Below are 25,704 nucleotides of genomic sequence, written 5' to 3' on the forward strand. Positions count from 1 at the left end.
CCCAAAAATCAAAGTGCGATCGCTTGCTTTATCCCACTGCAAATTCTGTCAGCTTTCGCATATAAGGAGGCTGATAAGCCAGCACTATATCTTGCTTAGGAATACCATACTCTATTAATTCATTAGCCACGCCAATCTCAGTCCCATCATACTGAATCCAAATCTTACCATCTCGAATATCTAGATGAATTAAACAGCCATAAACTCGACGACGATTTTCCCACCCCGTATTCACAACTTGATAATGATTTTGTTGCACATCAAAAATAGTTTGTCGTTCGATTTCACCATAGGCAGGTTTAATCTGAGCATGAATTGTCAAAACTTGCTGGATGATTTGTCTATACTTTGCTAGTTTATCCATTGTACAATTACCTCATTTTCCGGGTCAAATACTAGCAATTTCAATTGATATTCATGAATACTCAGTTGTGGCAATTGCCGTGAGAAAAAATTTTCATAAGTTGCTAGCGGAACTGCTAAATAGAGAACTCGCTCTGGTTCTTTTAGTCGATAATTTAAACATTGTCCTAAAGCTGTATGAAATTCGGAAATTGCAGAAGGAGCAACAAAACTCTTGATTTCTACAGCAATTCTTTCGTCTTGTTTTTGGGCGGCGATTAACCGTTCTGCACCCAGATCAATTTGCAATTGTCCATCTGCTAAATCAATAGACAGTGAATCGTGTGTAATTGTCCAGCCATCTTTTTGCAAAGCCAATCTAACTAAATTATGGAAAATATCTCTTGCAGACATTCATGAAAATTTTAAGTGTAATAACTCGAAAATTTTATAGTTTAAACTTTCATCATAATTCTAGCTCTCAGGCAGGAGTTGGTGCGATCGCTTGCTTTATCCTACAAAACATTCCGTAACTCTTGAATTGTATTTGCTACAACAATTCTGCGTAAAATCTCTTTCAATTGCCCTAAGTCAGAAATTTGCGAAATCTGCGACATCAACTCCAAACCATCGCTGCCAAATTTCGCCTCTAAACTTGTTTCGATGCTAGAGATTATTCCACGTACTTCTCCTCTTGCTTCTCCTCTTGCTTCTCCTCTTGCTTCTCCTCTGGCTTCTCCTTCTGCTTGTCCTCGTGCTAGTCCCTCACGTAAAATTTCTTGATACCAAGGTGACTCTCTTAAGACTGTCATATCCCACCTCATGATTTCCTGAACTAAAGTACTTTCTAATACAAAGGTTGCAAAAAATGCCAGAACTGTCTCAAGTTGATTTAATTGCTCGTCAGCACGCAACATTCGCAATGCTTCCCTAATTGTAGACTCGTTTTCTCCGCCTTTGAGAATTGGTACAAAGGGAAGCAACGACGGTAACGGTGTCTCAAAAGCAATATTTACATCAACTTCCCAAAGGTTGATTACACGGTAATCTTGAATTGCTCTTAACCCGATAAAATTTGATGCAAAGCTTGTAGGTATTTCACTGTTGCTGATTTTGAGAATGTTAATCAGTACAGGGTAGGTTTGTAGTTTATATTTCTCTTCCGCAAGAGCCGCATAAGCACGCATCCGACGCGGCATTTCTGATGTGTGGCGTAATTGTAACTCATTGAGGATGAGAAATTTCCCGTATTGGGGACTTTCAGCCGGAATTACAACATCGCTTTGTCGGCTAATCCATTGGAATTCTGTATTTAAGATTTCGCCTGTAACAATGTCGGGAATTCCTGTTACCCATTTTGCCCAATTATTTGGTGCAAGGCTGATTAATTTTTTAGTGCTAATATCGACAGCTTTGTTCATCAAAAAATAAATTGTGTCAACTTTCAGCCATTATCTAAGGTGCTAACCTGGCTTTACCTAGACGCTGTTTTTCATACCATTGTGCGATCGCAGGTGCCCAATCTTCAAAATGAGGCCACATCATTTCACACAACTTTTGAATTTCTAGTTGAGCATCTTTCTTATTTCTCAGGTCACAAAAATGCAAGAAAGACCTTAAATTAAAACTAACTACAAAATGCTGGCGATAATCAAAAGGCACTTTGCCTCTAGCGTGTTCTTCAGACATTCCCGCTTCAAAATCAGCTTTATATCGTTTAGCTGCGTCTTTACACCACTCTAAATCTGCTGTTCGTTGTTCTGGCGAATAGTGATACTTTTTACCTTGTCTATCAGTGTAATAACCAACGGGTCGTAGATAAAAAACATCTTCTATGTCTTTCTTGCCTTCTACTACGTCAATAAATTGGTTGCCTGTGTACCTAAAAGATTGTACATCAAATGATACAGAAACGCGATGAGTCCGCGCCTGCTGCATCACACTGTGGGGAAAGTAGCCACAGTTGAAAACAATCTGGGGATGCTCTAAAGGCCCATAATGTCCCCTCTCTCCTGCTAAAAGACGCTTAACAATTACTTCGCCGCTTTGTGACTCCGAGGGCCAGGAGTCGCGCTCATCAAACACAAACCCATCAGTATAATCCTGGTGCATTGCAGCATAAATCACCTGCTGCGGGTTTGGTGTTTTGGCAATAACTTCTACTCGAAATCGATGCATTAGCTGTTGGGGAATGGATTGGTGACTGGGATTGCTTAGATAGAGTACTTAGACATGGCTTTGAACTCGATTCATCATCATATCTCTTCTCTGGCTTGGACTTCTACTCGATTAGATGAAGATACTTTACAAATGTTAATAACTTTGTTACAGTTATTTACATAAACAGAAGACAGGGAAAAACCCATGCGTACAAGCACTGCTATAATTGACGACCAAGGCAAACTGAACAACTTTGCGATCGAGCCAAAAGTATATATAGATGAACAAGGCGATCGCACTGGTTTCACTCCTTATGCAGAAATGCTCAACGGTCGTTTAGCAATGATTGGTTTTGTCTCTCTGATAGCATTAGAAGTATTCACAGGACACGGTATTGTTGGTGTTTTGGCAAGTCTGTAAAAACTAATTTATTTAACATAACTCTCAAAAAATGCAAGAGACGGTAAATTTACCGTCTCTTATTTTATGGAAAACTTAGTGCTAGATTGAAAATATACTGATAACAAAAACCGTTAATTATCAGCGTAAAAATATTGGGTGAACTATGGCTTTAGTTACTTCAACTATGTTGCCGCTAGGCACTAAAGCGCCAGATTTTAATCTACCGGAAGTAGTATCTGGAAAGGCAACTTCACTTTCTACCTTTGCAGATAAAAAAGCATTGTTGGTAATGTTTATTTGTCGGCATTGCCCGTTTGTAAAACACGTCCAACAACAATTAGTGCAGTTAGGCAGAGATTATTTTACAAGTGATTTAGCGATCGTTGCTATTAGTGCTAACGATGCAAAGAATTACCCAGATGATGCGCCAGAGTCGTTACAAGCATTTGCAACAGAACAAGGGTTTAATTTTACCTTATGCTACGACGAGAGTCAGGAAACGGCGAAAGCTTACACAGCAGCTTGCACGCCAGATTTTTTTGTATTTGATGAGCAACGCCAACTTGTGTATCGGGGACAATTAGATGATAGCCGCCCCAGTAATGGTAAACCTGTAACAGGTGCAGATTTACGCGCAGCCATTGAAGCAGTGCTAGCGGGTAAACCTGTTACGAGCGAGCAAAAGCCGAGTGTTGGTTGCAATATTAAATGGAAACCAGGAAACCAACCCAGTTATTTTGGTTAAGAGGGATTGGGGATTGGGGATTGGGGATTGGGCATGGGGCATTGGGGATTGGGGATTGGGGATTGGGCATTGTAAAAACTTTTCCCTACTCCCTACTCCCTAGTGCCCACACCTATTAATGTTTAATTTCTAAATTTAATATGTAGTATCCTAATTGGACTTTTTCTGCCCACAATTCATATTCCAGCCGCAAATTTTCTGGCAAAGGATGTCCGTTGAGAGTTAGGCTACGAGTAAAATTTCGTAAACGAATCGGATCGTTAGGTTGCAATGACTCAGTTGGCAACCAATAGCGACTAATGCCATAAACACCTTGTTCCCAAAAGTGACGATAACTCACTTGAGCGTTACCTTGCATAGTCATGATGACTCGGTAAGGGGAAATCTCCAGCCACAAAATTCTGGGACTGTTAGGGGCGTAAGCTTTGCTCTTGCTTTGAGGAAGTGTGTCTTCTGGACTTATGACACTCTCTACTTCGCAGCTAATTAAAGGCGGTGCGGTCATCAGTAAATGAAACCGATCGGTATCCTTTTGATACAATGTTGCGGCAGTTTCGACAACAGACCAGATCGGTAGGTCAGTGGAAATAAGTGATAAGCACACGGGCTTGCGGTGATGGGTCAGCATGGGAGCGATAAGGGCTAAAAGCTATTGAACAAAGTGAAATGAACACTCTAGCTGTCTAATAGGTCGGGCTAAGAAACTAAATAGTAAAGCAGGCTAAATATTAATGAATCCGTTGATTTGTTAATAAGCTACACAAATCTGGATGAAACAGGTAGAATGTCAGCTTACACAGTAAAAATGGTACTTTTATCTAGAGAGAGCTAATTCGTAAGTAAAGCTTGTAAATATTCTAAGGCTATAGCCTCAAAACAGTGGCAGTCGTTTAGATGCTAAAAACCTTCTTCAGGGAGACTTACCGTAGATTGGAGTAAGTTTCATACAGCCAAAAGCAATAGGATACTAGGAAGGAAGTCACCAGAAGCGACAAACTAAGTCGCTGATGAACTTCCAGTGTATTCAAATGCCAGTGTATCCTAATGTCGGCTTCTGTTATATCCGTAAAAACTCACGAAAACCTTTCTCACCAAAATATTGCTGAGTAAAAAGTAAAATTCATTGAGTCAGCAATACTTTGGTCTGCCCATTGCGCGTCTGGCAGAGAAGAAAAAGCAAAGATTTCCATTTCAAAGCAGCAAAATATGAGTAACCGTGTGAAGTGAAAGTTGCATCTACGGTTTCACTTCAGGAGGTAGGAGGCAGAAGGAACCCACATTTACAACATGGGATTGTGGCAATGACACTTTGTCTCTCGCGCTATGCGTCTTGATACAATTCTTTTTTTGATTGGGCAATGACTCAGAAGTAAAGTTTTGACTTCTGCCTCCTGCCTGGTTGTTGAGCGTAGTCGAAACACCGCCCCCTGCCTTTATTTGTGAAATATCTTACTTCAACTGGTCAAATTTTGAATATCCGATCGAGTCGATTTCAATAAGCAAAAAGGCATATTGCTTTCTCATTTCAGTAGATTCAGCAAGCAAAAAGGCATATTGCTTTCTCAAAATGCTTGATTGCTTTCTCATTTCGGTATATCGCGCATTCATTTCGGTAGATTCAGCAAGCAAAAAGACATATTGCTTTCTCAAAATGCTTGATTGCTTTCTCATTTCGGTAGATTTAGCAAGCAAAAAGACATATTGCTTTCTCAAAAGCTTGATTGCTTTCTCATTTCGGTATATCGCGCATTGATTACGACATCGCTATGTAACAAAAAGCATTAGAGAATTGCCGGAGTTCTCTCAAGCCGATCGATACGGAAGTTTTTTAAAGTAAAGAATATTAACCGTACTGTATTACAAGGTTCATATCATGGCTCGGAGAAAAAGAACCTCTCAGGTGTTAGAAAAAGCAGTGCGTCGTGCTGCTAGCATCAACTCAATCGATCCGAATTTAAATCTAGGCAATGGACTTACCCTACCGTCCTTCTCAACCCTAATTGAGACGATGCGAACTAGAGAAAATTTATACAACACTGCTCTTTCCAACCTGGATAAGTTGTACCATGAAATGCTCCAAACAGAGCGCGAGTTGGCAGATATGGCAGAGCATATGCTCTTAGGAGTTGCTACTCAGTATGGTAAAAGTAGTGTGGAGTACGGTATGGCAGGAGGTGTTCCGAAAAACCAGCGCCGCAAGGGACTGCGAGGGGAGTCACCAGTTTCTAATTTAGAGCAACCGTCATTTATTGCTGGTGTGAACGGCAACGGCAGCAAAAATGGCAACCAGAATGGAAACAAAGCAACAACAGCAAGTTAACTTGTATTCGCTAGCAACGACAAAAAAAGTGGCTCTGCAACCAGCAGAACCACCAAAGTTTTCACAAACCTTTTATAAATTAACGAACTGCCCCTTGAGCAGAAACAGTATCAATCGGTTTCATCAGGTACAGCCGCAATAACTGCCAGCCGTTGGAGATGTAAAGCGGCAGTTTTTGGAAGAATTGCAGGAATTTGGGAGTGCTGGAGTTAGCGATCGCACCCAACTTCTCATTATTGCTTATACAAACATCCAAGCGATCGTAAAACTCTGGATTCTCTACATCCAGCATCAGTGGGAATACCCTACCTGCGTTTTCGTTGGTCTTCTTAATTACATGGATATCGTATTCTCGTGCATCCAATCCCAGGGTGGCATAAAAGTCCTTACGTTGGATGTCATTGAGATACATTGTCGCAAATACCGACAACAGGAAGAACCGACTCCACAGCCGTGCTTTCCAATCATTCAACATTTGCGGCTGAGATTTCATCACCGCATCAAAGAAATCACCGTGACGGTTTTCATCTTGACACCAGTTTTCAAAAAACCGGAAGATTGGATAAACCCGATCTTCAGGATGTGCTTCTAAATGGCGATAAATGGTGATGTAGCGCCAATAACCGATCTTCTCAGAAAGATAAGTAGCGTAGAAGATGAATTTCGGTTTAAAGAAGGTATAACTGCGACTCTTAGTCAAAAACCCTAAATCTAGGGACAGATTAAAGTCCGACAAAGCTTTGTTCAAAAAGCCAGCGTGACGCGCTTCATCCCGTGACATCAGGTTAAAACACTCTGCCAAAACAGGGCTTTTTCCTTTCAAGCGACGACCAAGTTCTTTATACAGCAAAAAGCCAGAAAACTCTGCCGTACAAGAACGTTCTAGAAATTCAACGAACAACTTGCGAGTTTCCCCGTCAATATGATCCCAGGATTGTTCAAACTCGGCATCCCGAACAAAGTGGTGGCGGTTGTAGTCAGTGCGGAACTCTTCGAGAATGGCTTGTAACTCGTCTTCATTGACGGAGATATCCATCCGGGCCATTTCATCAAAATCGGTAGTATAAAACCGAGGTGTTAACAGGGTTTCTTTTGCCGGGACTTTAATCCCTGGCCGGATTTCTTCAAAGCCTGGTTTTTTGAGGGAATCTACCATGTCTTGATTTCTCTTTCGTCTTTATTATCTTAAGTAGACCTTTCGGGTGACGTTCCTACGTCTCTACCGCCACGGTAACGGCAGTTCCTCATGGGGAAACCCCGTTGGCGCTAGCCTCTCCCTTTGGGAGAAGACCGGACTGCCTCACCAGAAATCCTCTGGCAAACCGTAACAGCCCACAATAATCCAATTGTATAAAGTTCAGTCTACCAAGGTGCGGGTGAGAAATTTCTAAGCAAAACATTAAGAGTTGCAACAATCATTCCATATTTGCGGAATCAAAAATCGCGGATTGGTAGTCAAATAAATATACTTCAGCAAGCAGCATTATCTCGTTGAAGTGGAGTAGCACTTACCTCTTGATTTTCAAAGCACTACTATCTCAGTAATTTTCTCTGGTTGTTACTACAATAAATTTATGGGGTTCTATTAATACATTAGATAGCTTAAAATTAACAATTCATGAGTAGTATAATTACTGAAAAATCTAAGTACTTTAGTTATTTTTTGCACCTTGTTCAATAATTCTAGATTAGACAATGCCCACAACTTCAAATCAGAATAGCAGTGTCTATGATGAAAATTGTTAGAAAGCAACTGGTGCAAGATGTAAGTCTAGCTATTAGCACTTGGTATAAAAAACAGTCCGAAAAACCATCTTAAACAATAGAGTAAATCCAAAGGGTTGAAAACAAGATGAATCTTGAAAACAATCAGCAGCATAAAGACCGACTTCTTGTCTCTTATATCTTGTGTGCAGTCGGATTTATTGGGGTAGGAGGATTGCAGCGTTTCTACAATGGCAAGATCGGAACTGGTTTGTTATGGCTGTTGACTGGTGGTGTGTTTGGTATAGGGCAGTTCGTGGATTTGTTCTTTATCCCCAACATAGTTGACGAATACGAACATAACTTGAGATTAAAAGCGGGTGTATCTCCCTTTGGTGTGCCGTTGAATCAAGTAGTAGTTGCTTCTCAAGTCCACCAACCAACAGGCAACCAACTCATGATGAAACTGATTGAAGCGGCGGAAAACAAAGGTGGTATTTTAACTGTCACTCAAGGCGTAAAGTTTACAGGAGCCAGCTTTGCTGAAGTGGAAGCTACTCTCAAAGAGATGTACAAATCAGGTTATGTAAAAATTGATAACGACCCCAATACTGGAGCCGTTACCTACCATTTCCACGAGCTTTAATTGTTATTAGTCATTTGTCATTTGTCATTTGTCCTTTGTTATTTGTCATTTGTTAAAAACCAATGACCAATGACCAATGACCAACAACTAATGACCAATGACCAATGACTAATTTCTACCTAACCACTTTTGACCGTCCAAGCGCTGAACTAAGCCATATACCAACAAATCGAGGGTAATTTTGCGCTCATCGATTAAGAATGACTCAAGAGTGCTAGGTTTTTTGCCTTCATTACAAGAAAATCCTTTTTTGCCTTGAATATCTTCATCGGGGAAGTACAGGTTAAACTGACGCTTACCGATTTCTGACCAACTGCCAATAATTTGCCAGCATTCTTCGGCGGATTCAAAGCCAGTGATTGGCATCTTCTGCTTGGCAAAAGACACCTGTAAATCTTTCACACCTTTTTGAGCGATCGCTTTTTGTAAAGCTGGCAAGTAGTCTTGCTCAATGAACTCTACAAATGGCTTATTTTCAACAGCTGGGGCTTTTTCCTTTTTAGGGGCTTTAGCGGCGGGTTTTTCTTCTGTTGCGTCGTCGTCGGCGGGTTTTTCTGCTTTTGCGGCTTTAGCTGCGGCGGCGGGTTTTTCTCGCTTGGGCGATGCAGCAGCTGGTTTGGCAGCATTGGGATTATCTTCGGGGTTTGCGGCTTTAGGATCTGGCGCGTTGGCAGTAGGAATATCTGTGGCTTCGGGTGAATCTGTACTAGGAGCGTGTTCTTCAGCTACACTGGGAGCTTGCTTGTCAACAGTGCTGGGAGCTACTTCTCCCGCTTGATTGTGATTGGTTGGGTCTGCCATTGCTCAGGTCAATCCTTTAATCTAGCTTTGGGAGCGATCGCTCACCTTGATGTATCGGGTATTTTTATTTTGACATACTAGTACCTCTGTGCAGAATTCGTAATTTGTATTTGTAATTTGTAATTTATATACCGCCAGAGTTTCATTTATTTGGGATGGGTGGTTTACTTGCAATACTGTTCGGTTAAGGTAAGAGACGCGATGCGCCGTCTCTACAATATTCAGACGCGATGAATCGCCGTCAAGACAATATTCAGTCTTTTGTCTTGACGGCGATAAATCACGTCTTTAGCGATCTAGAATTTTCATCCTTCAAATCCCTTTGAATCCCATACCAGTTTCTACCTGTTGCTTTGCTGGAGTAGAATTTACCTTGCCGCTAGCAGTCTGACGCCTAGTGCCAACTTGGCTCAAGAATATACCTCCTAAAATCAAGCTACCGCCAATATATTGAGGTCGGGTAGGGACTTCACCCAAAATTAAATAGGCTGCTATAATTCCTACGATTGGGCCAAATGAGCTAATTAAGGAAGCTGTAGATACAGTGGAAGTTTTCAAGCCTTTAACCCAAAAAGACTGGCCTACCACCACAATCAACCCGCCATAGAGAAACATCCACTGCCACAAGAATGGTGAGAGAACATCAGCGAAATGATCCTTGCCATAGAGGACTAAAGCAATAAAGAAAAAGATTACAGTTCCTAGTGCAGTCCGAAAGATGCTATAGATTCCCAAAGGAATCTGCGAAAGGTGTTTCTTGCTAATAATCGTAGAAGCGGCTATGGCCACAGATGCAGCTGCGGCTAAAAGTTCCCCTATACCTAAACTGAAACCTCCCATGTTTATCATGGTTTCTGTTGGAGGTTGAAGGATAATAGTTAGGATAACGCCAACAAAAGCTGCGATCGCACCAATAAATTCCCAAATATTTACTCGTTCTTTCAATAACCAGACTGATAAAGCCAAAGTTAGAGGCGGTTCCAAACGTCCCACCAAGATGACATTGTTCACCCCTGTGAGTGCCAATGCCTGGAAAATTAAGCCAGGGGCTAACGCTCCTGATAAAATAGCTACTGCTGTTAGACTGACCCAATCTTTCCTTGAGAGTTGTTTCAAATTAGCTTTGTTCCACTGCCGCCCATAGATTAGGATCAGAAGTATCAAAGCGCAAAGGTTTCCCACGAATAAAACATTACATAAAGAAATCGGATTGCGGTTGCCGATCAAATGTTGAACGCCAATTTCTGTTAGCTTCCGAGTAACAGCACTAGATGCTCCAAAAATTAGCATTGCTAGCCAGAGATATGTTTGTCCCGAAATTCTATGGATTTGGCGATGTAGTCTTTTGGCTCTAGTCACAATAACATCACTGCAATGAAAGCATTGCTCATCATATTAAGTTATCCTTACGCACTTCAAAATGAGGTTTTGTTGAGAAAATACTTAAATTCTCCTGTGACTTTGAGCAGCCATGATTAGCTGAGAAAATGCTGAGAATTGACTAAATTTTCTCAAAGGATAAATTCATGAAAATAGTGGCTTAGTTTCAATAAGCTCTCACTGCCACCTGAGATGCTTGGGATGTTCAGGATAAAACAAAGAAGAGAAGTAATAAATGAAACTCGCACCCTTACTTACAAGTGTAGCCTTGGTTGGTTTTTTCACAGTTTGGGACGTACCATTAAAGGCGATCGATCCGTCATTAGTGCAAGCATCAGCAGCCGAAGAAATGTCTGTAGCACAAAAATTAGATTTGCTTACTAAAAGTAAGGGTCAAATTGGTAGTGGCGATCAACTACGTCGTTTCTTTTTTGGTGACTTGGAACCAATCGGTATCCAGGTAGGTGGTGCAGGTCATGTAGTTAACCTTTATAACAAAGCTAATGATGTCACATTCGCTTACTGTTCGCATTACGATGTGATTGTAGCGATTAAGAAAGGTAAGGTAACTAAATTTGAACCCAGCGAAGTGAAATAATAATAAATCCACTTTCAGGGTAACTGAAACTAGAGCAGCAATTGAATTGTATCTAGGTTGCAATATATGAAGAAAAGTCCGGAGTAGTGGAAACGTCTCCGGCTTTATGCTATGCGTTCGCGCTTTAGCAAAAGTTTGATTTAGTTCTGGCAAAAAAATATGAGGTTTTTGGAATAATCAGGATAAAGGGAAAAGGTAAAACATGAAACTTTATTTTTTGTATTGCCTTTAAACTATTATTTATTATTGTTCTCAGCCAAAATTCCGTATAAAAATAAACTTGCGCATTTGAGATGCTCCCATCTAAAAAGCAGATTGTCGAGTGAAACTACTCAGCAACTACTAAATCTTAACCAAGGTGCTATTAAACCTTAATGATTAGAAAAAATTTTCTTAACATTAGTCAAATATACTGTTACTAAGAGAACTTCAAATAAAGGTTATAACCTAAGTTTTTGACTTTAAATCGCAAATTAAAGATACTTAACTTTTGATTAATTGTAATTAAATTTGGAAATAATGTGTTCCAAAAAAATGTGTGTAAGTGTGTGTAAATAAATGTAGTTTTGAGATTTATACCTCCGACATAAAGTTCTCACACTTCCTACTTTTACAGATTGAGCAAATAGTAATTACAACAATCTTGAGTTAAGTTGTCCTAACCTGTTTACAGTCAAAAATTTAGTATTATTTCAGTTTTGCAAACTTCTCGGCTATATAAGCAAAGTAAGATAACGCAGACTAATCTAAATTTTCAGCCTGGGAAAGTTAGCTTTGTTTGTATCGTACTGGCTTTTAGTCAGATAGCAGTTTGCATATTTGGAGTGTTCCCAAACGTTTTACAGTTTGAATAAGGGGAAAATTCTCATGGCTCTTTACGGCTATACCATTGGAGAAGACCGCGACGGCAACGCTAGTAATGGCAAGCAGCTTGACGTTTACCGCTTTTCGATCCCTTCTGGGCCTGGAGGTTCTATTACTCCTACAAGAGTAGGTACAGTCAATCTTCCAGCTACTGCTACTACCGCCGATTTAGAAGGTTTGGGAACTAACCCTCGTACCGGAAGGGTAGGTGCGGTTAACGAAGCACGCGTTACTGGTGCTACAACACCAATCGATCCAACTGTTACTGTCGTTAATAATGTAGATCAGCCTTTTGCTCCAGCCACGACCTCAGCAACCCGTACACCATCTGACCTACGTCGTTTTGGATTTGAGTCAGGTGCTGACTTTGGACGTGACTATTCAGTAGCTGCTCAACCAATTGTTCTGTACAACATTTCAGGGAATCCGAATCCCGCAAATGGGCCAGTAGGAAGCTCTCTTTATAAAATTACTACAGCTACCCCTGGAACTGTTAGCCTTGTAGACGGCTTTGGCGCACCTACTACTACTGCACAAAGACAAGGAACTCAACCTACCAATCCTGGAAAATTTGCCGATGGATTAGCTATCGACAATCTCAATCCTGGTAGAACTCGCGCTCTTGCTAGCGATTTCAGGACTAATGATGGAGATGGAAACCAGCTTTACAAAGTCGATCTACTCACTGGTGAACTATCTGCACCGATTACTCTAAGAACTCCTTCAGGACAAGCTCTGAATGTCAACGCAGATTCTGGGTTGTCATTTACTAACTTCGGTTCTCAAAGATTGCTGGGTTGGCTGGAAACTGGCGCTGTCTATGAGATCACAGGCTACCAAGATGAACTTGCTGCATCAGGTCTAGGTTTAGGTAGTGCCACAGGTACTAATGGCGCTGGCTTTGCAACCGCCACCTTACTTGGTAACGTTAATTTACCAAATGCTGTGAGCGGAGTCGTTGATTATGAAGGCTTTACGATTGTTAATGAATAACAGTCGTCAATAGCATACTCTTTCTTCAACTCTTGTAAAAAGTACTTTTGCAAGAGTTGAAGAACGGAGCTAAGGATAAAAAAGTGCCAAGCGGGATTATGACTGATTAACTGAGTTTGTAGTAAGCACTTTAGTCATTAAATAAGAGCTATCACTATTCAAAGTTTTATTTGATGAGCCATTAGAGCCTATAGTTAACGTTTCTCTCAAAATTAATTTATTGTTCTCAATCGATAAACAAATATTTGTTCCTTCAATAATTTTTTTCAAAAAAGTTGTCAGTTTTTCAACATGCTTTTCTCTTTTTTGGTCAAAGGCTGGAATTTTCTCTCTCAATATTTTGTGAATTTGAGATATAGGAATACCACCTTGTTTCAACTGACTTAATTGCTCAATATTCTGCTTCAATTCCTCTAAAGCTTTCTTCGTTACTACTAAAATATCATCATCATTTAATGAACTCTCGCTAATTACTTCATTAGTTGGAATATCCTCTATTTTTACCTGGGGAGCAGGTATAGGTATAAAGCGATCGCAAACAGACTTGAGAATACGATTAATTTGTCCTTCGTAAGCACATCCAATTACAGTTTTTCCATACTCATGGAGCTTTTTAGCTAAAGCGGCAAATGCACCATCGCCTGATACAATAACGAAAACTTGCAACGTAGGACGACTCTGGGCTAATTCCATAACATCAATGGCTAGTTGCATATCTGCTGCATTCCGTTTATGGCTGTAATCAAAAATTTGAATTGCTTCGATACCAAGTTCTTGAATTTCATTCTTGAGTAGTCTTAATCGAGAATCACTCCAGTCGGCATAAGCACATTGGATAGCAATTTTATTAACTAAGTTAGTATTTTCTAGATTTGTTTGAATTTGTTTCAGAGAAAAATTTAGATTAGGGTTGCTTCTACCCATTGTTAAATTTTCAATATCATAAAAAATAGCTGTATTGAACTGCCCAATATTAGGTGAAGTATGAGCCGTGGAAGTAAACTGCTCTACACGAATCTGACGCTGCTTTAACTCTTTTAACTCAGCAATTAAAGATGTTATTTCTGGCGCTGACTCTGAACTACTCGTTTCCTGTTTTAACTCCGTAATTGTTGTTGTTAAGTCATTAACTTGTAATTTTGCTTGTTGTAATTCTTCTTGTAACTGCTCAGTTAATGTATTAATCTGACTCTGGGTTTGGACAGTCTGCTCCCGAAGTTCCCCAATGGTTCTGGAGAGAATATACTGGCGTTGCTGATAAGCTATTACTAAAGCTTGTTGAACGATATCACATTCTTTGGGAAAAGCTTCACGGCTACACACTTGTAAAACTGTTTCATAACCTGCGATCGCAATTTCTAAATTACTAGCAATGTTCCCTTGTTCAAACTCTTGAATAATGGTACTCAGTTTGATAATGACTCTAGCTAAATTAATAGCAATGGCAGGTTCTTTAGCAAAGCGATCGCTTACCCATTTTCGCAACTTTAAAGCTAAATCCTCGTTGAGTTTACTTAAGTTATGTTGCAGAATTGGATATACTTCCTGATTTTGATAAGTTGCTCTCAATAAATCAATTAGAAAGTCTTGCTCCTGGTTAGCAGCTTCATTTGGCATAGCTAAATCCCTGACAATACACATTTAAGTTTAGTATTCCCAAGTTTTCATGCTATTGAACAATTAAAGCGGCGTAATCCAATAAGTAATGCCTCTAATAGCTTGTTTTTTAAAACCATACAAAGATAAATTATCTTCAGATAAACCCACATAAGTCCAATGTGGAACATCGTTTTCTACAGTTTGAAACCAACCATTTTGATTAAGAGCTTTTCTTTGCTCTTTACTACCTACGCGTAAATCAATGGCTAATCCCCAGAGATGTTGTGAAGTTCCCGGAGGTGCAACTAAACCGAGAATTTTTGTTTCTTTACCTTGTTGAACTTTTGCTAAAACTCGATCGTTAGCATACTTGTGCCAAAATCTTAAATTCGTGTTGAAAGTGCGAGTGCAATCACCAGAGCCATAACCAGATTTTAGCGGAATTTGTTGTTGTACTCGCGCTTTATTTAAAGCATCAGCCGCCGATTTTTGTAAATAACAGTCGTTAGTGCCATCAACATGACCCATTGTTAAAGTAGCTTGAAACTCTTGGGTTTCTTGTTCATTAACAAAGATATTTTTTGGCGGTAGTTTAATTCCAATATCGGGATTTACGAATACTGCACCATAGCTTCGTAGCAAAGTATATTCATAAGTACCAAGCTGAGGAATTGTAGGTAATTTTCTAGCGATCGCAGATAAAAAACGCTGTTTATCATCTAATTTGGGATCGGGAGTAAATGGTTGCGAGCTTGTATTTTTAGAGGTGTCTATACAAGGTAACGAATTATTAATCAAGCATTCTTGTAATGGTTGAGCAGTTATAGCAACTTTGTGGTGGGTAATCTCATTGCTAGCGACTAATACAAAAATCATCAATATAACGATACTGATGAAACTTGTCTTTCTAATAAATCTAGTAATATTCCTTTGATTTCTGAGTGTAAGTTTCATTCTAAATAATTAATTAGCGATCGAGAATAAAGTTAATACTTTTTTTGGCGATATTGATTATTGATGAATTAAAGTCGCAGATAGTTTATCGACACTGAACTATCGTTAAATTCAAATTCGATAAAACATCTAATATATACCAGTTGTAAATTAATTTGTGCTGGGTTAACGCTCTGAACAATAACTGCGAACGAAAAACCGGAATATTGTCACAAATTTTAAAAAGATGAGATTTTTCACTTATTACTAAACTTAAAAAATGGAACCTTGCTTTTAATTGAGTACTAGTAAGTTTGATAACTTTTTTATCAGAAAGTTACATCCATGAAACCACTGGAACAGTTAAAATTGAAAAGAACTCTAAGCTTGCCGATCCTGTAAGTATGACCATGCACAATTCCGTTGAATTCCAAGACGCTTTTGATGTCATAGTCGTCGGTGCAGGTCACTCCGGTTGCGAAGCAGCTCTCGCCTCTGCACGCCTCGGTTGTCGTACCCTGCTATTGACGCTCAACTTGGATAAAATCGCTTGGCAACCTTGTAACCCAGCAGTAGGTGGCCCGGCTAAATCTCAGTTGACTCATGAGGTAGATGCACTCGGCGGGGAAATTGGTAAAGTAGCAGACCGCACCTACTTGCAAAAACGTATCCTCAACTCTTCACGGGGGCCTGCTGTTTGGGCATTACGCGCCCAGACAGACAAGCGCGAATATGCAGCAGTGATGAAAAATGTTGTTGAGAATCAAGAAAACTTGACAATCCGCGAAAGTATGGCAACAGATTTGGTGCTGGGCGCTAATGATGAAGTCATCGGCGTTGAAACATATTTTGGTGTCGGGTTCCAATGTAAAGCAGTCATCTTGACAACCGGCACCTTCCTGGGAGGCAAAATTTGGGTTGGTAACAAATCAATGCCAGCCGGACGTGCTGGGGAATTTGCGGCTGAAGGATTGACACAAACCCTAAATCGCCTGGGATTTGAAACCGGCAGACTTAAAACTGGAACTCCGGCGCGGGTAGATAAGCGATCGGTAGATTATAGTAAAATGCTCATCCAGCCAGGAGATGAAGATGTGCGCTGGTTTAGCTTTGACCCAGATGTGTGGATAGAACGAGAACAGATGCCTTGCTACATCACCCGCACAACCGCCGAAACCCATCGCCTGATTCAAGAAAATTTGCACCTGTCGCCAGTTTATGGTGGTTGGGTGGAAGCCAAAGGGCCGCGCTATTGTCCCAGTATCGAAGATAAGATTGTCCGGTTTGCCGATAAAGAAAGCCACCAAATCTTTATTGAACCAGAAGGAAGGGATATACCCGAACTGTATATCCAAGGGTTTTCTACAGGGTTGCCAGAAAATTTGCAACTGCAAATGTTGCGGACTCTCCCCGGTTTGGAAAAATGTGTGATGCTGCGTCCCGCTTATGCAGTGGAATATGACTATTTACCAGCAACTCAGTGTTACCCCACACTAATGACCAAAAAGATTGCCGGACTGTTTTGTGCTGGGCAAATTAACGGCACCACAGGTTATGAAGAAGCTGCTGCTCAAGGGCTGGTGGCGGGAATTAATGCCGCTCGATTCGTTCGCTCTCAAGAAATGATTGTCTTTGCCCGCGAGCAAAGTTACATTGGGACGCTAGTTGATGACCTGTGTACAAAAGACCTACGGGAACCTTACCGGATGCTTACAAGTAGGTCAGAGTACCGATTGCTATTGCGTTCTGACAATGCCGACCAACGTCTGACACCCTTGGGAAGGGAGATTGGTTTAATTGACGATCGCCGCTGGGATATGTTTACCCAAAAACAGGGTAATATCACCACAGAAAAACAAAGACTGCAAGCCACACGAGTTAAAGAACATGATGAAATTGGAATAGCGATCGCATCTGATACCCAACAAGCAATTAAAGGTTCGATTACCCTCAACGACTTGTTGCGGCGTCCAGGATTACATTACGTCGATCTCGACAGGTTCGGACTGGGAAACCCCAACCTCAACCGGGCCGAGAAAGAAGGCGCAGAAATTGACATCAAGTATTCTGGCTATCTCGCAAGGCAACAAAATCAAATTGACCAAATTGCCCGCCAAGCGCACCGCCAGTTACCTGGGGATTTAGACTACACAACAATTGATACTCTTTCTAAAGAGGCACGGGAAAAGCTGACTCACATAAAACCACTTACCCTTGGTCAAGCTGCACGTATAGGTGGTGTAAACCCAGCGGATATTAACGCCTTATTATTATATCTAGAATTGCGTAGAAGCAAGAGCCAGTCAGAGTTTCCAGCGTTAGCTTAACACAAGCTTGATAAAGACTGAGTATAGTAGTAGGGAGAGAGATTGGTATGATAGATGACATAAAGATTAGTAGTGGCATCATCAACAATCCCCAGATGCAAGTTGAGTTTAATACCAACACTCAATCAACTTATCTCAATTAGATGGGGGATTGGATGTTTCATTATTCAGGAGGCAGTGTTTCGACTACGCTCAACAACCACGCAGGAGTAACCCACGCACAACTGCATAGGATTGGCGAAAGACCGGAGGCAAAGCGGCTCCTCTGTTTGTTTATCGCCCGATACATCTCAATACAATTCTTCTTTTTAAACAGGGTAATTACCCAAATCTGAAGTTTTTATTCATACTTATTTACTTCAGTAATAACTGCCCTCAACCTACTGCCTCCTCTGATAATCATAATTTTCAGGCAGTCTCAATGAAACAAGTTTCACCACCAAGTATGAAAGAGGGACTGGGGACTGGAAACTGGGAACTGGTATTTTTACTCAGCACTCAGCACTCAGCACTCAGCACTTTCAAGTCAGTAGAAGTGGCGTTTCCTCGTCCAAGCAACAACCCAGAACGTCTATGTTACAAGAAGCCAGCACCCGTCTCATAGTACCAGAACCATCAGAAGACTTAATCACCAACGAGCCTTGGTCGATAGAAAACTATGCTGATGGCTTAATGGATGAACTCTTTGCCGATATCGACTACATTCTGGATGCTAGTGGTAATCTGCCTTCTCAAACTGTTAGGCACAGTAGTCAGAACAGATCGAGCCACTCTGTTGCTGGAGTTTCCGCCCAAGCTCAACGCCAATCGCCTCCAGAATACGTGCCTCTGCAAACAGTTATGATACCACAGATTACTCTGAACCAAGGAGTACAGTCAGTTGCTCAAGATCGGCACAAGCAATTGAGTACCGTTGTATTTGACACCTCTACTGTTAAACCAGTTAGTAGAAAGCGTCAAAAAACTAGTTCGGTTTTGGGCAAACTGCTGATTGTCGGAACAACTTTAGGCGTGGCGATCGCTAGTACGATCTACTTGGTGCAGTCTGGAGTCGTATATCTTTTAAATAACAAATTGCCTGAGTCAGCGCTTCTATTGCCGCAATCGCAGTCACGGTTGCCCGTAAAAACAGAAATTGAGGCAGAGTTAGTTGACTATATGCTCCAATCGCTGGCTGTTATAGATAAGCAAGGAGCAAAAAGCAATCAAAAATCTTTCAATCCAGGATTCTCCAGTCAGGCAAATACTAACCAAATAGCCTTTGGTCGCCAGCAAGCAACTGGTAATCTACCAGCACTTCCACTTCTAGCTAATAATACACCACCAGCCCCTAATCGTTCTGGAAGCGTTGTTGAGCGCATCTATGTCCCCGTTTATCAAGCGCCGTCACCAATGCGCTACGCCCTTCCAGCCATTCCGGGGACTCCCACACTTTTACCACAAGTTGCCAGCGCGTTACGGGTATCTCAACCTAATGTTGTCAAAACTGCCCTGAATACAGTGCGACAAGCTGCCAAGCCTGTAACTGTCAATATGTTAGCTGCGGCTGTACGAGCCGAACTAAAACCGGTGGCAGCCAAAACTGCACCCATTACCGTGCGCCAAACACCCAAACCTCTGCCTGCATTACCAGTAGTTCCATTGCGTGCTGCACTGGCACCAGAGTCAGAACCAACTATTACCCAAGAACAAGTATATCCGGCAACGGCGATCGCAGTTGCTCCGAGTAATACCTTAGAGGGATTGCTAGAGTTGGGCAACAAATCTGCCGCTTTGTTTAAAATTGATGGCGTGACTCGCCGCATCAATATGGGTGAAAGTATCGGCTCCAGCGGTTGGACACTAGTAGATGTCAGTAATGGCGAAGCAGTCGTCCGACGTAACGGCGAAGTACGATCGATTTATGCAGGACAGAAACTATAAATTTTTTAACTCACTATCTGATTGAGGGGAGTTTAAAGATTAAACTCATCTATTACCATTAACAGTACTGCGACCTGCAATAATTGATTGAAATAATTCGATCGCGTCAAATATTCCTCTGTCTCTATCTGCACTGTTAGGATTGCCTGCTGATATGTAGCCTGACTAATGCGATCGCGCCTTAATAGTTTTAATATTATCAGCTTTATTGATAGCAAGATCGCTTTTACCTCCAACAGACTCTAGTAACTATTGAGCGAAGATTAATTTTTTGAGAATTTGCCGATTGATTTCAGTAACTTTGATACTTTCAATGCCAAGTTGTGTAAATACTGTTGATAAATCTTTATTAAAATAAGTTTCAACTAAATCATCTAGTAATCATATAGTTTTGTCCTTTTAAAAAGGATTTGCATAACTCTTCACCCAATAATGGTTTTCCTCAAAATGGACATCTAAAATTGGGTAACTTCCTGGCTTAATATCAAATTTAATTGGGTTTATTTCCTTTGATAGCTTAAGAGTTACACATTCGCTACACTGCTATTAACCCAAGATGTTTAGGCGTAGTCTGTCGTAGACATCGCTCTGTCGGTAAGAAAAATTAAATATTTATTATAAATAGCTGAAAATTTTGTCTAATTATCTCATAAAGCAGCGAAATACCACAACCTTTAATCAATATAAGCAGAAAATCAGGTTTGTGGTGAAAAATTGGAAGACAGTATTGAATTTCCCTACCTAAAGATAGTTCACAGAAATAAATTTCAATGTTAAAACTACTATAATTTATGTTTATTATAGTTCCATTACGGTGACTATATGAAAACCTACATCGTGTATACATCTTCCTTAAGCAAGATATATTTAGCTAAAAAAGTTAGTTTGCTAATTGATGTAATCCTCAAACCTTAACAACATGAAACAACCTAACTATTTTCAAAATAATTCTAAAAACTCTTTAAGAGAAAAGTATCATCTTTACAAAGGCGAAAAGCTGAACTGGCTTCAAGTAACTCTTCGCCTTGAAAGGTCAATTATCTCTATTATTCTTCCTTGGGTAATTTTTTGTACTATATATGGTACTTTCATATCATTTTTAGCTCATTTAGGATTACCAATAGCATTTTCAGATTCTAGCAATATTCTTACCAATGCTGTTTTAAGCTTTAATATTGGCTTTACATTACTATTAGTCTTTCGGACGAATACAGCCCATGATAGATTTTGGGAAGGTCGTCAACTATGGGGAGCTTTAGTTAATACATCGCGTAACTTAACTCGTGGAATTGCGATAATAGTTAAAGAGAAGACACCACAAGATAAATTAGAAAAAGAAGCAATGCTTCGGTTAGTGACTGCTTTTGCAGTTGCAATGAAGTTACATCTTAGATCGGGGCCTTTAGACACTCAGTTGGCATCATTAATGTCTGAAAAACAATATTTATACCTCCAAGATAGCGATCATCCTCCACTACAAATTGCTTATTGGATAGGAGATTACTTGCAGTATCAGCATGACCGAAATTGCCTAAATGTCTATCAACTAACTACTTTACATAATTGTGTAAATGAGTTAGTAGATATTTTAGGCGGTTGCGAACGTATTTTAAAAACGCCATTGCCTTTGATATATACTATTAAATTAAGACAACTGTTATTAATTTTTTGTCTTATATTACCTTTGGAAATTGTGAGCTTTTTAAATTGGTGGACTGGGATAGTAATGGCTTTTGTCAGTTTTACATTATTAAGTATTGAACAAATTGGTTCAGAAATTGAAGAACCTTTTGGCTTTGATCCTAATGACTTACCTTTAAATACTATTTGCAATACAATCTCAAACAATGTTGAAGAATTAATCAGGCTTACTTCTAACAATGTTCGTTCTTATTAAATCCATAAATAAGTTTTATCAGTCAAGTTTTGATGAGAACGGAGAGGTTTTTCCTTTATTAAACATAGAAAATACTTGGTTGAAAAATATGAACCTATCCCACTAATAATATTTGTGCTACAAAGCTTAAGTTAATTGAGAACTGAAAACGAAAAATCAAGGTTTTCAAGCACATTTTACGAAAAGAAGTAGGGATTTTTAGAATAGTGGGATAGGTTCATAATAGTTTAATAAATGCTTCGCCAAGCTTTTACCGTCCCTTTACCAATTTCGCTATCAACAGTTTGACCTCCTTCCAAGACTAGTCTGATATCTAAATTCTCATCTGGAGCATTTTTCAAAGCAGTGGCTAGTTCTTGACTGATAGCAAATGTGCCATTTGAACCGTCTAATTGAAAAACTTTTTCTCTGACCTTAAGCAAAAGCTTATCGACTTTTTTAGTCGTGACAAATCTAAGATAGTCAGGTCTGGGATACACACGACCTGCGGTGTAGAAAGAAGACATTGCTTGACCCGAATTTACTGTTACGAGTACTCGAATGCTGGAAGGTGTCCACAAACTAATAACTTGCGTTGAACCCCCACGGTACAAATAGCCACCTAAAGAATTGCGGTCGAAAACTCCAACCAACTCCCCTTCAAAAGGGTCAACAATTCTTACGGCTTTCGACCAAGGCACATCCATATCGGGGGACAGTCCAGCCGATTTGACCATTGGCAAATCCCTTGATGCTTGAGCAAGAATAGCTATTTCTTGAACGGTGAAAGCAGCACAATGTTGAGGGGAAATTACAGCCAAGCTAGCCCCAAAAAGAAGAACTGGAATCGTTTGCGGTAACTTCATCATAAGTCAGGGGTATAATCTTCAAATACTTCTTAGTGCAAAACAGTTTGCCTCACTTCAACTGGTTCGCCGGTTAAGCTAAAAGGTCGAACTTCGGTAATTTTTACCTTTACTAACTGCCCTTTGAGTTCTTTGATGTTGCCGCTAAAAAAGGTCAAACGATTACCGCCAGTGCGTCCCATTACCTGGGTTGGATCTTTAGGATTTTGGTCTTCTACTAAAACTTCTTCAATGCGTCCAAAGTAACGTTGCGATCGCTCTGCTACTTTTAAGTTTCCCAGATGATTGAGCCGTTGCAGGCGATCGCTTTTAATTTCTTCACTCAGTTGATTGTCCCACAAAGCGGCTGGTGTCCCCGGACGCGGCGAATATGCTGCTGTATTCAACATATCAAAGCCAATATCTTCCACCAGTTTCAGGGTATTTTCAAACTGTGCTTCTGTTTCCCCAGGAAAACCGACAATTACATCGGCACTAATCGAGGCATCTGGCATATACCGCCGAATGGTATCGATAATCCGGCGATATTTCTCATGGGTATAACCCCGCGCCATCGCCTTTAAAAGTTCGTTATCCCCAGATTGAAAGGGAATGTGGAAGTGTTCGCACACCTTGGGTAACTCAGCACAAGCCTGAATTAATCTCTCAGTAAAATAACGGGGATGGCTAGTAGCAAATCTTAACCTTTCAATTCCCGGCACATCATGTACGTAATAAAGCAAATCTGTAAAGTTGTGCAGATGCCGACCTTCTGGTGTGACTCCAGGTAAATCTCTGCCGTAAGCATCAATATTTTGACCGAGTAGAGTAATTTCTTTGTAACCTTGCCGTCCTAATTCTGCCATTTCAGACCGGATAGCTGACGGCGTGCGAGATTGTTCGACACCGCGCACATTGGGAACTACGCAATAAGTGCAGCGTTCGTTACAGCCGTAAATCACATTTACCCAAGCGGTCACTGTACTATCTCGTCGCGGCTGGGTGATATCTTCAATAATGTGAACTGCTTCGGTTGCGACAACTTGGTTGCCTTCAAATACTGACTCCAGCAAATCTTTCAGGCGGTTGGCGTGTTGTGGCCCCATTACCAAGTCTAATTCTGGGACTCGCCGCAACAGCGCTTCTCCTTCTTGCTGGGCAACACAACCAGCGACAATGAGGGTTAAATCAGGTTGCTCGTGTTTACGCTTTGCTTGTCTGCCGAGGTAGGAATATACCTTTTGTTCAGCATTATCGCGAATAGTGCAGGTATTATAGAGAATCACATCTGCATGATTCGGATCTTCACACCATTCAAAGCCCATGTCTTCCAAAACGCCAGCCATGCGCTCTGAGTCAGCTTTATTCATCTGACAACCGAAAGTAGTAATGTGGTATTGGCGTTTAGAAGTGGTCATGGGCAATTATGCTGAATCAGCGTAATGTATGTCAGGTTTATTTCTATTCTATAACGCTCTTAACCGGCTTCAGGAATGCTGAGTACCTTGACTTAAATTTAAATACAAAAACCTCAAAAAGTTACAAGCTGCAAGCATTAGCGGTGATGAAATTCAACTTCTGTTTCCAGAATTTTAATATCATAGTTGCCAAAGAAATCGTGCCCTAGTAGCCCGATGCTTGCTTTTGGTGCGATCGCTACTTGAAGATTATTGGCTGTAACTCCACCTACTGCAATAGATTTTACCTTACTGGTTGAGAATTTTACTTCACTACCATCAGCAATTTGGGCTTGCATTGTACCTGTAGCCTGGAGGTTAAGTGTATTCGCCATATCTTGAGTGATAATGGTTCCACTAGCACCTGTATCTACAATCATTTCAAAGGTTTTTTTGTCGTTGAAGGTGACATCAATCACAGGAGTTCCACCAAAACGGCGTTTGATTGAGACTCGAAAAACTTTATTGTCTGAAGGTGCGGCGATGATATTGCCACAAATTCTTCCCAATCCAACGGTTTTACCAGAGGAAGTTATCATGTAACACGCTCCTGGATCGTCTGCTGTTGCCCGATGAGAGAATGCTAAAAATATCAGCGTCGGCATTAGTGCAATTGCAGCTAGATTAACGGTTGTAATCCAACGCCTCCAAGCATTCTTCATGTTATACCGCGCTCCATTTTTTTCTGACTACTCTTAATATCTAAACTCATCATGGTGGCTGTAAAACATGGTGTTAAAAGAACAGGCTTTTAATATAAAAACTCAAATTATATCTATCTAAAATAGACATTTATAACCACTTTTTTAGTTTTCAATTAGCTAATTTTTTATATATCTATCTCAAAAATATGAAATCGCATCTTACTCAATACATCTTACATAGAATTACTGATTGGTAAATTAAAGATTAGGTAAAGACATGATGAAACTACTTAGAGCAGATTCAATCTGACATACTAATAAGTTGGATAAGATAAATTTGTAGCTTACTCAAAGCTTGCTGCTGCATTTACAGCAGTTGCGATCGCATTTTTAACGGCGATATCTTTTTGTTCTAAAATGATATTTTCACTATCAGTACGCGAAGCAACTACACCGCAAATAGCAGCAGCAGCAAAATTATACACACCTGCCATTTTAAATAGCGTGCCGCATTCCATCTCGTAATTCAAGATATTCAAGCGCCGATATTCTTCTGTGATGCCATGCAGCGATCGCATTAAATTTGGATTGGCTGAATCAGTGCGTTCTTGTCCTTCGTAAAAAGTATCAACTGATGCCGTAATTCCGATGTAATGTTCAATCTTTAATTCTCGCGCGGCTTTAACTAAAGCAACTGTGAGAAAAGGATCGGCTGCGGCTGGATATTCCACAGGCGCAATGTCATTTGCTGCACCTTGGCGACATAATGCTGCACTGCTAATAACAACGCTACCGACTGGTATATAAGATTGAATCGATCCGCAAGTTCCAATGCGAATAATTTGCCGGATTCCTACTTGTATCAACTCATTGACAACAATACTTAATGAAGGCGCACCCATACCACTAGTAGCAGATAAGATGCTGCGACCATTTGGTAAGTATCCTACGTAGCTATTGAGTCCGCGATTTTCTGACAAGACGCGTACATCTTGTAAATAAGTTTGAGCAATTAGGTGCGATCGCTCTGGATCGCCAGATAATAGAGCAATACTGGGAGGCGATGAACCTAAATCGTCTAGTCCAAAGCCAATGTGATAGAAACGTTTACCTGTCATATAGTTGAGATTAGCGATCGCCCTACA

Annotated in this window: 26 protein-coding genes; 10 read left to right on the top strand and 16 right to left on the bottom strand. The window is 40.5% G+C overall.

All coding sequences use genetic code 11. The features are described from left to right. Window positions 1–28: 28 nt before the first annotated feature. The 4 genes from RMY64_RS17400 to thyX form a co-directional block, all read right to left on the bottom strand. The gene (locus RMY64_RS17400; protein WP_289798521.1) at window positions 29–364 is read right to left on the bottom strand and encodes a XisI protein; all 336 of its coding nucleotides are present in this window, start codon (window positions 362–364) and stop codon (window positions 29–31) included. Then, window positions 352–756 carry a XisH family protein gene (locus RMY64_RS17405; protein ID WP_322700706.1) on the bottom strand — a complete coding sequence of 135 codons (405 nt, stop codon included), beginning with the start codon at window positions 754–756 and terminating at the stop codon, window positions 352–354. The genes RMY64_RS17400 and RMY64_RS17405 overlap by 13 nt, the downstream gene beginning before the upstream one ends. 101 nt (window positions 757–857) lie before the next feature. Then, entirely contained in the window at window positions 858–1,763 is a 906-nt protein-coding gene (locus RMY64_RS17410; protein ID WP_322700707.1) for an Rpn family recombination-promoting nuclease/putative transposase, read from the bottom strand. 34 nt (window positions 1,764–1,797) lie between these two features. Beyond that, window positions 1,798–2,520, bottom strand: coding sequence for an FAD-dependent thymidylate synthase (thyX, locus tag RMY64_RS17415; protein WP_322685104.1), 723 nt, complete (start codon window positions 2,518–2,520; stop codon window positions 1,798–1,800). A 186-nt stretch (window positions 2,521–2,706) separates the two neighbouring features. Between thyX and RMY64_RS17420 the strand changes: the two genes are divergently transcribed. Then, window positions 2,707–2,922, top strand: coding sequence for a chlorophyll a/b-binding protein (locus tag RMY64_RS17420; protein WP_094348273.1), 216 nt, complete (start codon window positions 2,707–2,709; stop codon window positions 2,920–2,922). Window positions 2,923–3,067: 145 nt separating this feature from the next. Continuing rightward, the gene (locus tag RMY64_RS17425; RefSeq protein WP_322700708.1) at window positions 3,068–3,649 is read left to right on the top strand and encodes a thioredoxin family protein; all 582 of its coding nucleotides are present in this window, start codon (window positions 3,068–3,070) and stop codon (window positions 3,647–3,649) included. Window positions 3,650–3,764: 115 nt separating this feature from the next. On the opposite strand, the gene RMY64_RS17430 is transcribed toward RMY64_RS17425, so the two are convergent. Next, window positions 3,765–4,277 carry a hypothetical protein gene (locus tag RMY64_RS17430; RefSeq protein ID WP_322685102.1) on the bottom strand — a complete coding sequence of 171 codons (513 nt, stop codon included), beginning with the start codon at window positions 4,275–4,277 and terminating at the stop codon, window positions 3,765–3,767. Window positions 4,278–5,098: 821 nt separating this feature from the next. Then, complete coding sequence (locus RMY64_RS17435) at window positions 5,099–5,341, bottom strand: hypothetical protein (RefSeq protein WP_322700709.1); 243 nt, start codon at window positions 5,339–5,341, stop codon at window positions 5,099–5,101. A 181-nt stretch (window positions 5,342–5,522) separates the two neighbouring features. On the opposite strand from RMY64_RS17435, the gene RMY64_RS17440 reads away from it, so the two are divergent. Then, window positions 5,523–5,969 carry a hypothetical protein gene (locus RMY64_RS17440; protein ID WP_322700710.1) on the top strand — a complete coding sequence of 149 codons (447 nt, stop codon included), beginning with the start codon at window positions 5,523–5,525 and terminating at the stop codon, window positions 5,967–5,969. A 79-nt stretch (window positions 5,970–6,048) separates the two neighbouring features. On the opposite strand, the gene acsF is transcribed toward RMY64_RS17440, so the two are convergent. Beyond that, complete coding sequence (gene acsF, locus RMY64_RS17445) at window positions 6,049–7,125, bottom strand: magnesium-protoporphyrin IX monomethyl ester (oxidative) cyclase (RefSeq protein ID WP_322700711.1); 1,077 nt, start codon at window positions 7,123–7,125, stop codon at window positions 6,049–6,051. Window positions 7,126–7,821: 696 nt separating this feature from the next. Between acsF and RMY64_RS17450 the strand changes: the two genes are divergently transcribed. Continuing rightward, entirely contained in the window at window positions 7,822–8,319 is a 498-nt protein-coding gene (locus tag RMY64_RS17450) for a TM2 domain-containing protein (RefSeq protein ID WP_322700712.1), read from the top strand. A gap of 108 nt (window positions 8,320–8,427) precedes the next feature. Here RMY64_RS17450 and RMY64_RS17455 read toward each other — a convergent pair whose 3' ends face one another. Both RMY64_RS17455 and RMY64_RS17460 read right to left on the bottom strand, forming a co-directional pair. Next, entirely contained in the window at window positions 8,428–9,120 is a 693-nt protein-coding gene (locus tag RMY64_RS17455; protein ID WP_322673742.1) for a DUF2996 domain-containing protein, read from the bottom strand. Between the two features lie 312 nt (window positions 9,121–9,432). After that, entirely contained in the window at window positions 9,433–10,479 is a 1,047-nt protein-coding gene (locus RMY64_RS17460; protein ID WP_322700713.1) for a DMT family transporter, read from the bottom strand. Window positions 10,480–10,735: 256 nt separating this feature from the next. On the opposite strand from RMY64_RS17460, the gene RMY64_RS17465 reads away from it, so the two are divergent. Both RMY64_RS17465 and RMY64_RS17470 read left to right on the top strand, forming a co-directional pair. Beyond that, window positions 10,736–11,098, top strand: a complete 363-nt coding sequence (locus RMY64_RS17465) for a hypothetical protein (protein WP_322685097.1) — start codon at window positions 10,736–10,738, stop codon at window positions 11,096–11,098. An 867-nt stretch (window positions 11,099–11,965) separates the two neighbouring features. Then, window positions 11,966–12,955, top strand: coding sequence for a water stress protein WSP1 (locus RMY64_RS17470; protein WP_322700714.1), 990 nt, complete (start codon window positions 11,966–11,968; stop codon window positions 12,953–12,955). 96 nt (window positions 12,956–13,051) lie between these two features. Here the strand turns inward: RMY64_RS17470 and RMY64_RS17475 are convergent, their stop codons facing one another. Further along, entirely contained in the window at window positions 13,052–14,572 is a 1,521-nt protein-coding gene (locus RMY64_RS17475; RefSeq protein ID WP_322700715.1) for an NYN domain-containing protein, read from the bottom strand. Window positions 14,573–14,635: 63 nt separating this feature from the next. Next, window positions 14,636–15,508 (bottom strand): D-alanyl-D-alanine carboxypeptidase family protein, encoded by an 873-nt coding sequence (locus RMY64_RS17480; protein ID WP_322700716.1) that lies wholly within the window; start codon window positions 15,506–15,508, stop codon window positions 14,636–14,638. 383 nt (window positions 15,509–15,891) lie between these two features. Here RMY64_RS17480 and mnmG point away from each other — a divergent pair, with 383 nt between their 5' ends. The 3 genes from mnmG (at window position 15,892) to RMY64_RS17495 (ending at window position 19,737) form a co-directional block, all read left to right on the top strand. After that, complete coding sequence (gene mnmG, locus RMY64_RS17485; RefSeq protein ID WP_322700738.1) at window positions 15,892–17,814, top strand: tRNA uridine-5-carboxymethylaminomethyl(34) synthesis enzyme MnmG; 1,923 nt, start codon at window positions 15,892–15,894, stop codon at window positions 17,812–17,814. A gap of 421 nt (window positions 17,815–18,235) precedes the next feature. Next, window positions 18,236–18,418 (top strand): hypothetical protein, encoded by a 183-nt coding sequence (locus RMY64_RS17490; RefSeq protein WP_322673737.1) that lies wholly within the window; start codon window positions 18,236–18,238, stop codon window positions 18,416–18,418. Further along, window positions 18,388–19,737 (top strand): hypothetical protein, encoded by a 1,350-nt coding sequence (locus RMY64_RS17495; protein WP_322673736.1) that lies wholly within the window; start codon window positions 18,388–18,390, stop codon window positions 19,735–19,737. The genes RMY64_RS17490 and RMY64_RS17495 overlap by 31 nt, the downstream gene beginning before the upstream one ends. 32 nt (window positions 19,738–19,769) lie before the next feature. Here the strand turns inward: RMY64_RS17495 and RMY64_RS17500 are convergent, their stop codons facing one another. After that, window positions 19,770–19,955 (bottom strand): hypothetical protein, encoded by a 186-nt coding sequence (locus RMY64_RS17500; RefSeq protein WP_322673735.1) that lies wholly within the window; start codon window positions 19,953–19,955, stop codon window positions 19,770–19,772. Window positions 19,956–20,656: 701 nt separating this feature from the next. Between RMY64_RS17500 and RMY64_RS17505 the strand changes: the two genes are divergently transcribed. Next, window positions 20,657–21,634, top strand: a complete 978-nt coding sequence (locus tag RMY64_RS17505; protein ID WP_322673734.1) for a bestrophin family protein — start codon at window positions 20,657–20,659, stop codon at window positions 21,632–21,634. A 227-nt stretch (window positions 21,635–21,861) separates the two neighbouring features. Here the strand turns inward: RMY64_RS17505 and RMY64_RS17510 are convergent, their stop codons facing one another. From RMY64_RS17510 to RMY64_RS17525, 4 genes are all read right to left on the bottom strand, one after another. Then, the gene (locus RMY64_RS17510) at window positions 21,862–22,482 is read right to left on the bottom strand and encodes a hypothetical protein (RefSeq protein ID WP_322700717.1); all 621 of its coding nucleotides are present in this window, start codon (window positions 22,480–22,482) and stop codon (window positions 21,862–21,864) included. 29 nt (window positions 22,483–22,511) lie between these two features. Continuing rightward, window positions 22,512–23,876 carry a tRNA (N6-isopentenyl adenosine(37)-C2)-methylthiotransferase MiaB gene (gene miaB, locus RMY64_RS17515; RefSeq protein ID WP_322700718.1) on the bottom strand — a complete coding sequence of 455 codons (1,365 nt, stop codon included), beginning with the start codon at window positions 23,874–23,876 and terminating at the stop codon, window positions 22,512–22,514. A gap of 137 nt (window positions 23,877–24,013) precedes the next feature. Continuing rightward, window positions 24,014–24,577, bottom strand: a complete 564-nt coding sequence (locus tag RMY64_RS17520; RefSeq protein WP_322691712.1) for a retropepsin-like aspartic protease — start codon at window positions 24,575–24,577, stop codon at window positions 24,014–24,016. Between the two features lie 326 nt (window positions 24,578–24,903). Next, window positions 24,904–25,677 carry a nucleoside phosphorylase gene (locus RMY64_RS17525; protein ID WP_322700719.1) on the bottom strand — a complete coding sequence of 258 codons (774 nt, stop codon included), beginning with the start codon at window positions 25,675–25,677 and terminating at the stop codon, window positions 24,904–24,906. Window positions 25,678–25,704 lie beyond the last annotated feature (27 nt).

It is taken from the genome of Nostoc sp. DedQUE08 (assembly GCF_034530895.1).
In the GTDB taxonomy this organism is placed as follows: Bacteria; Cyanobacteriota; Cyanobacteriia; order Cyanobacteriales; family Nostocaceae; genus Nostoc.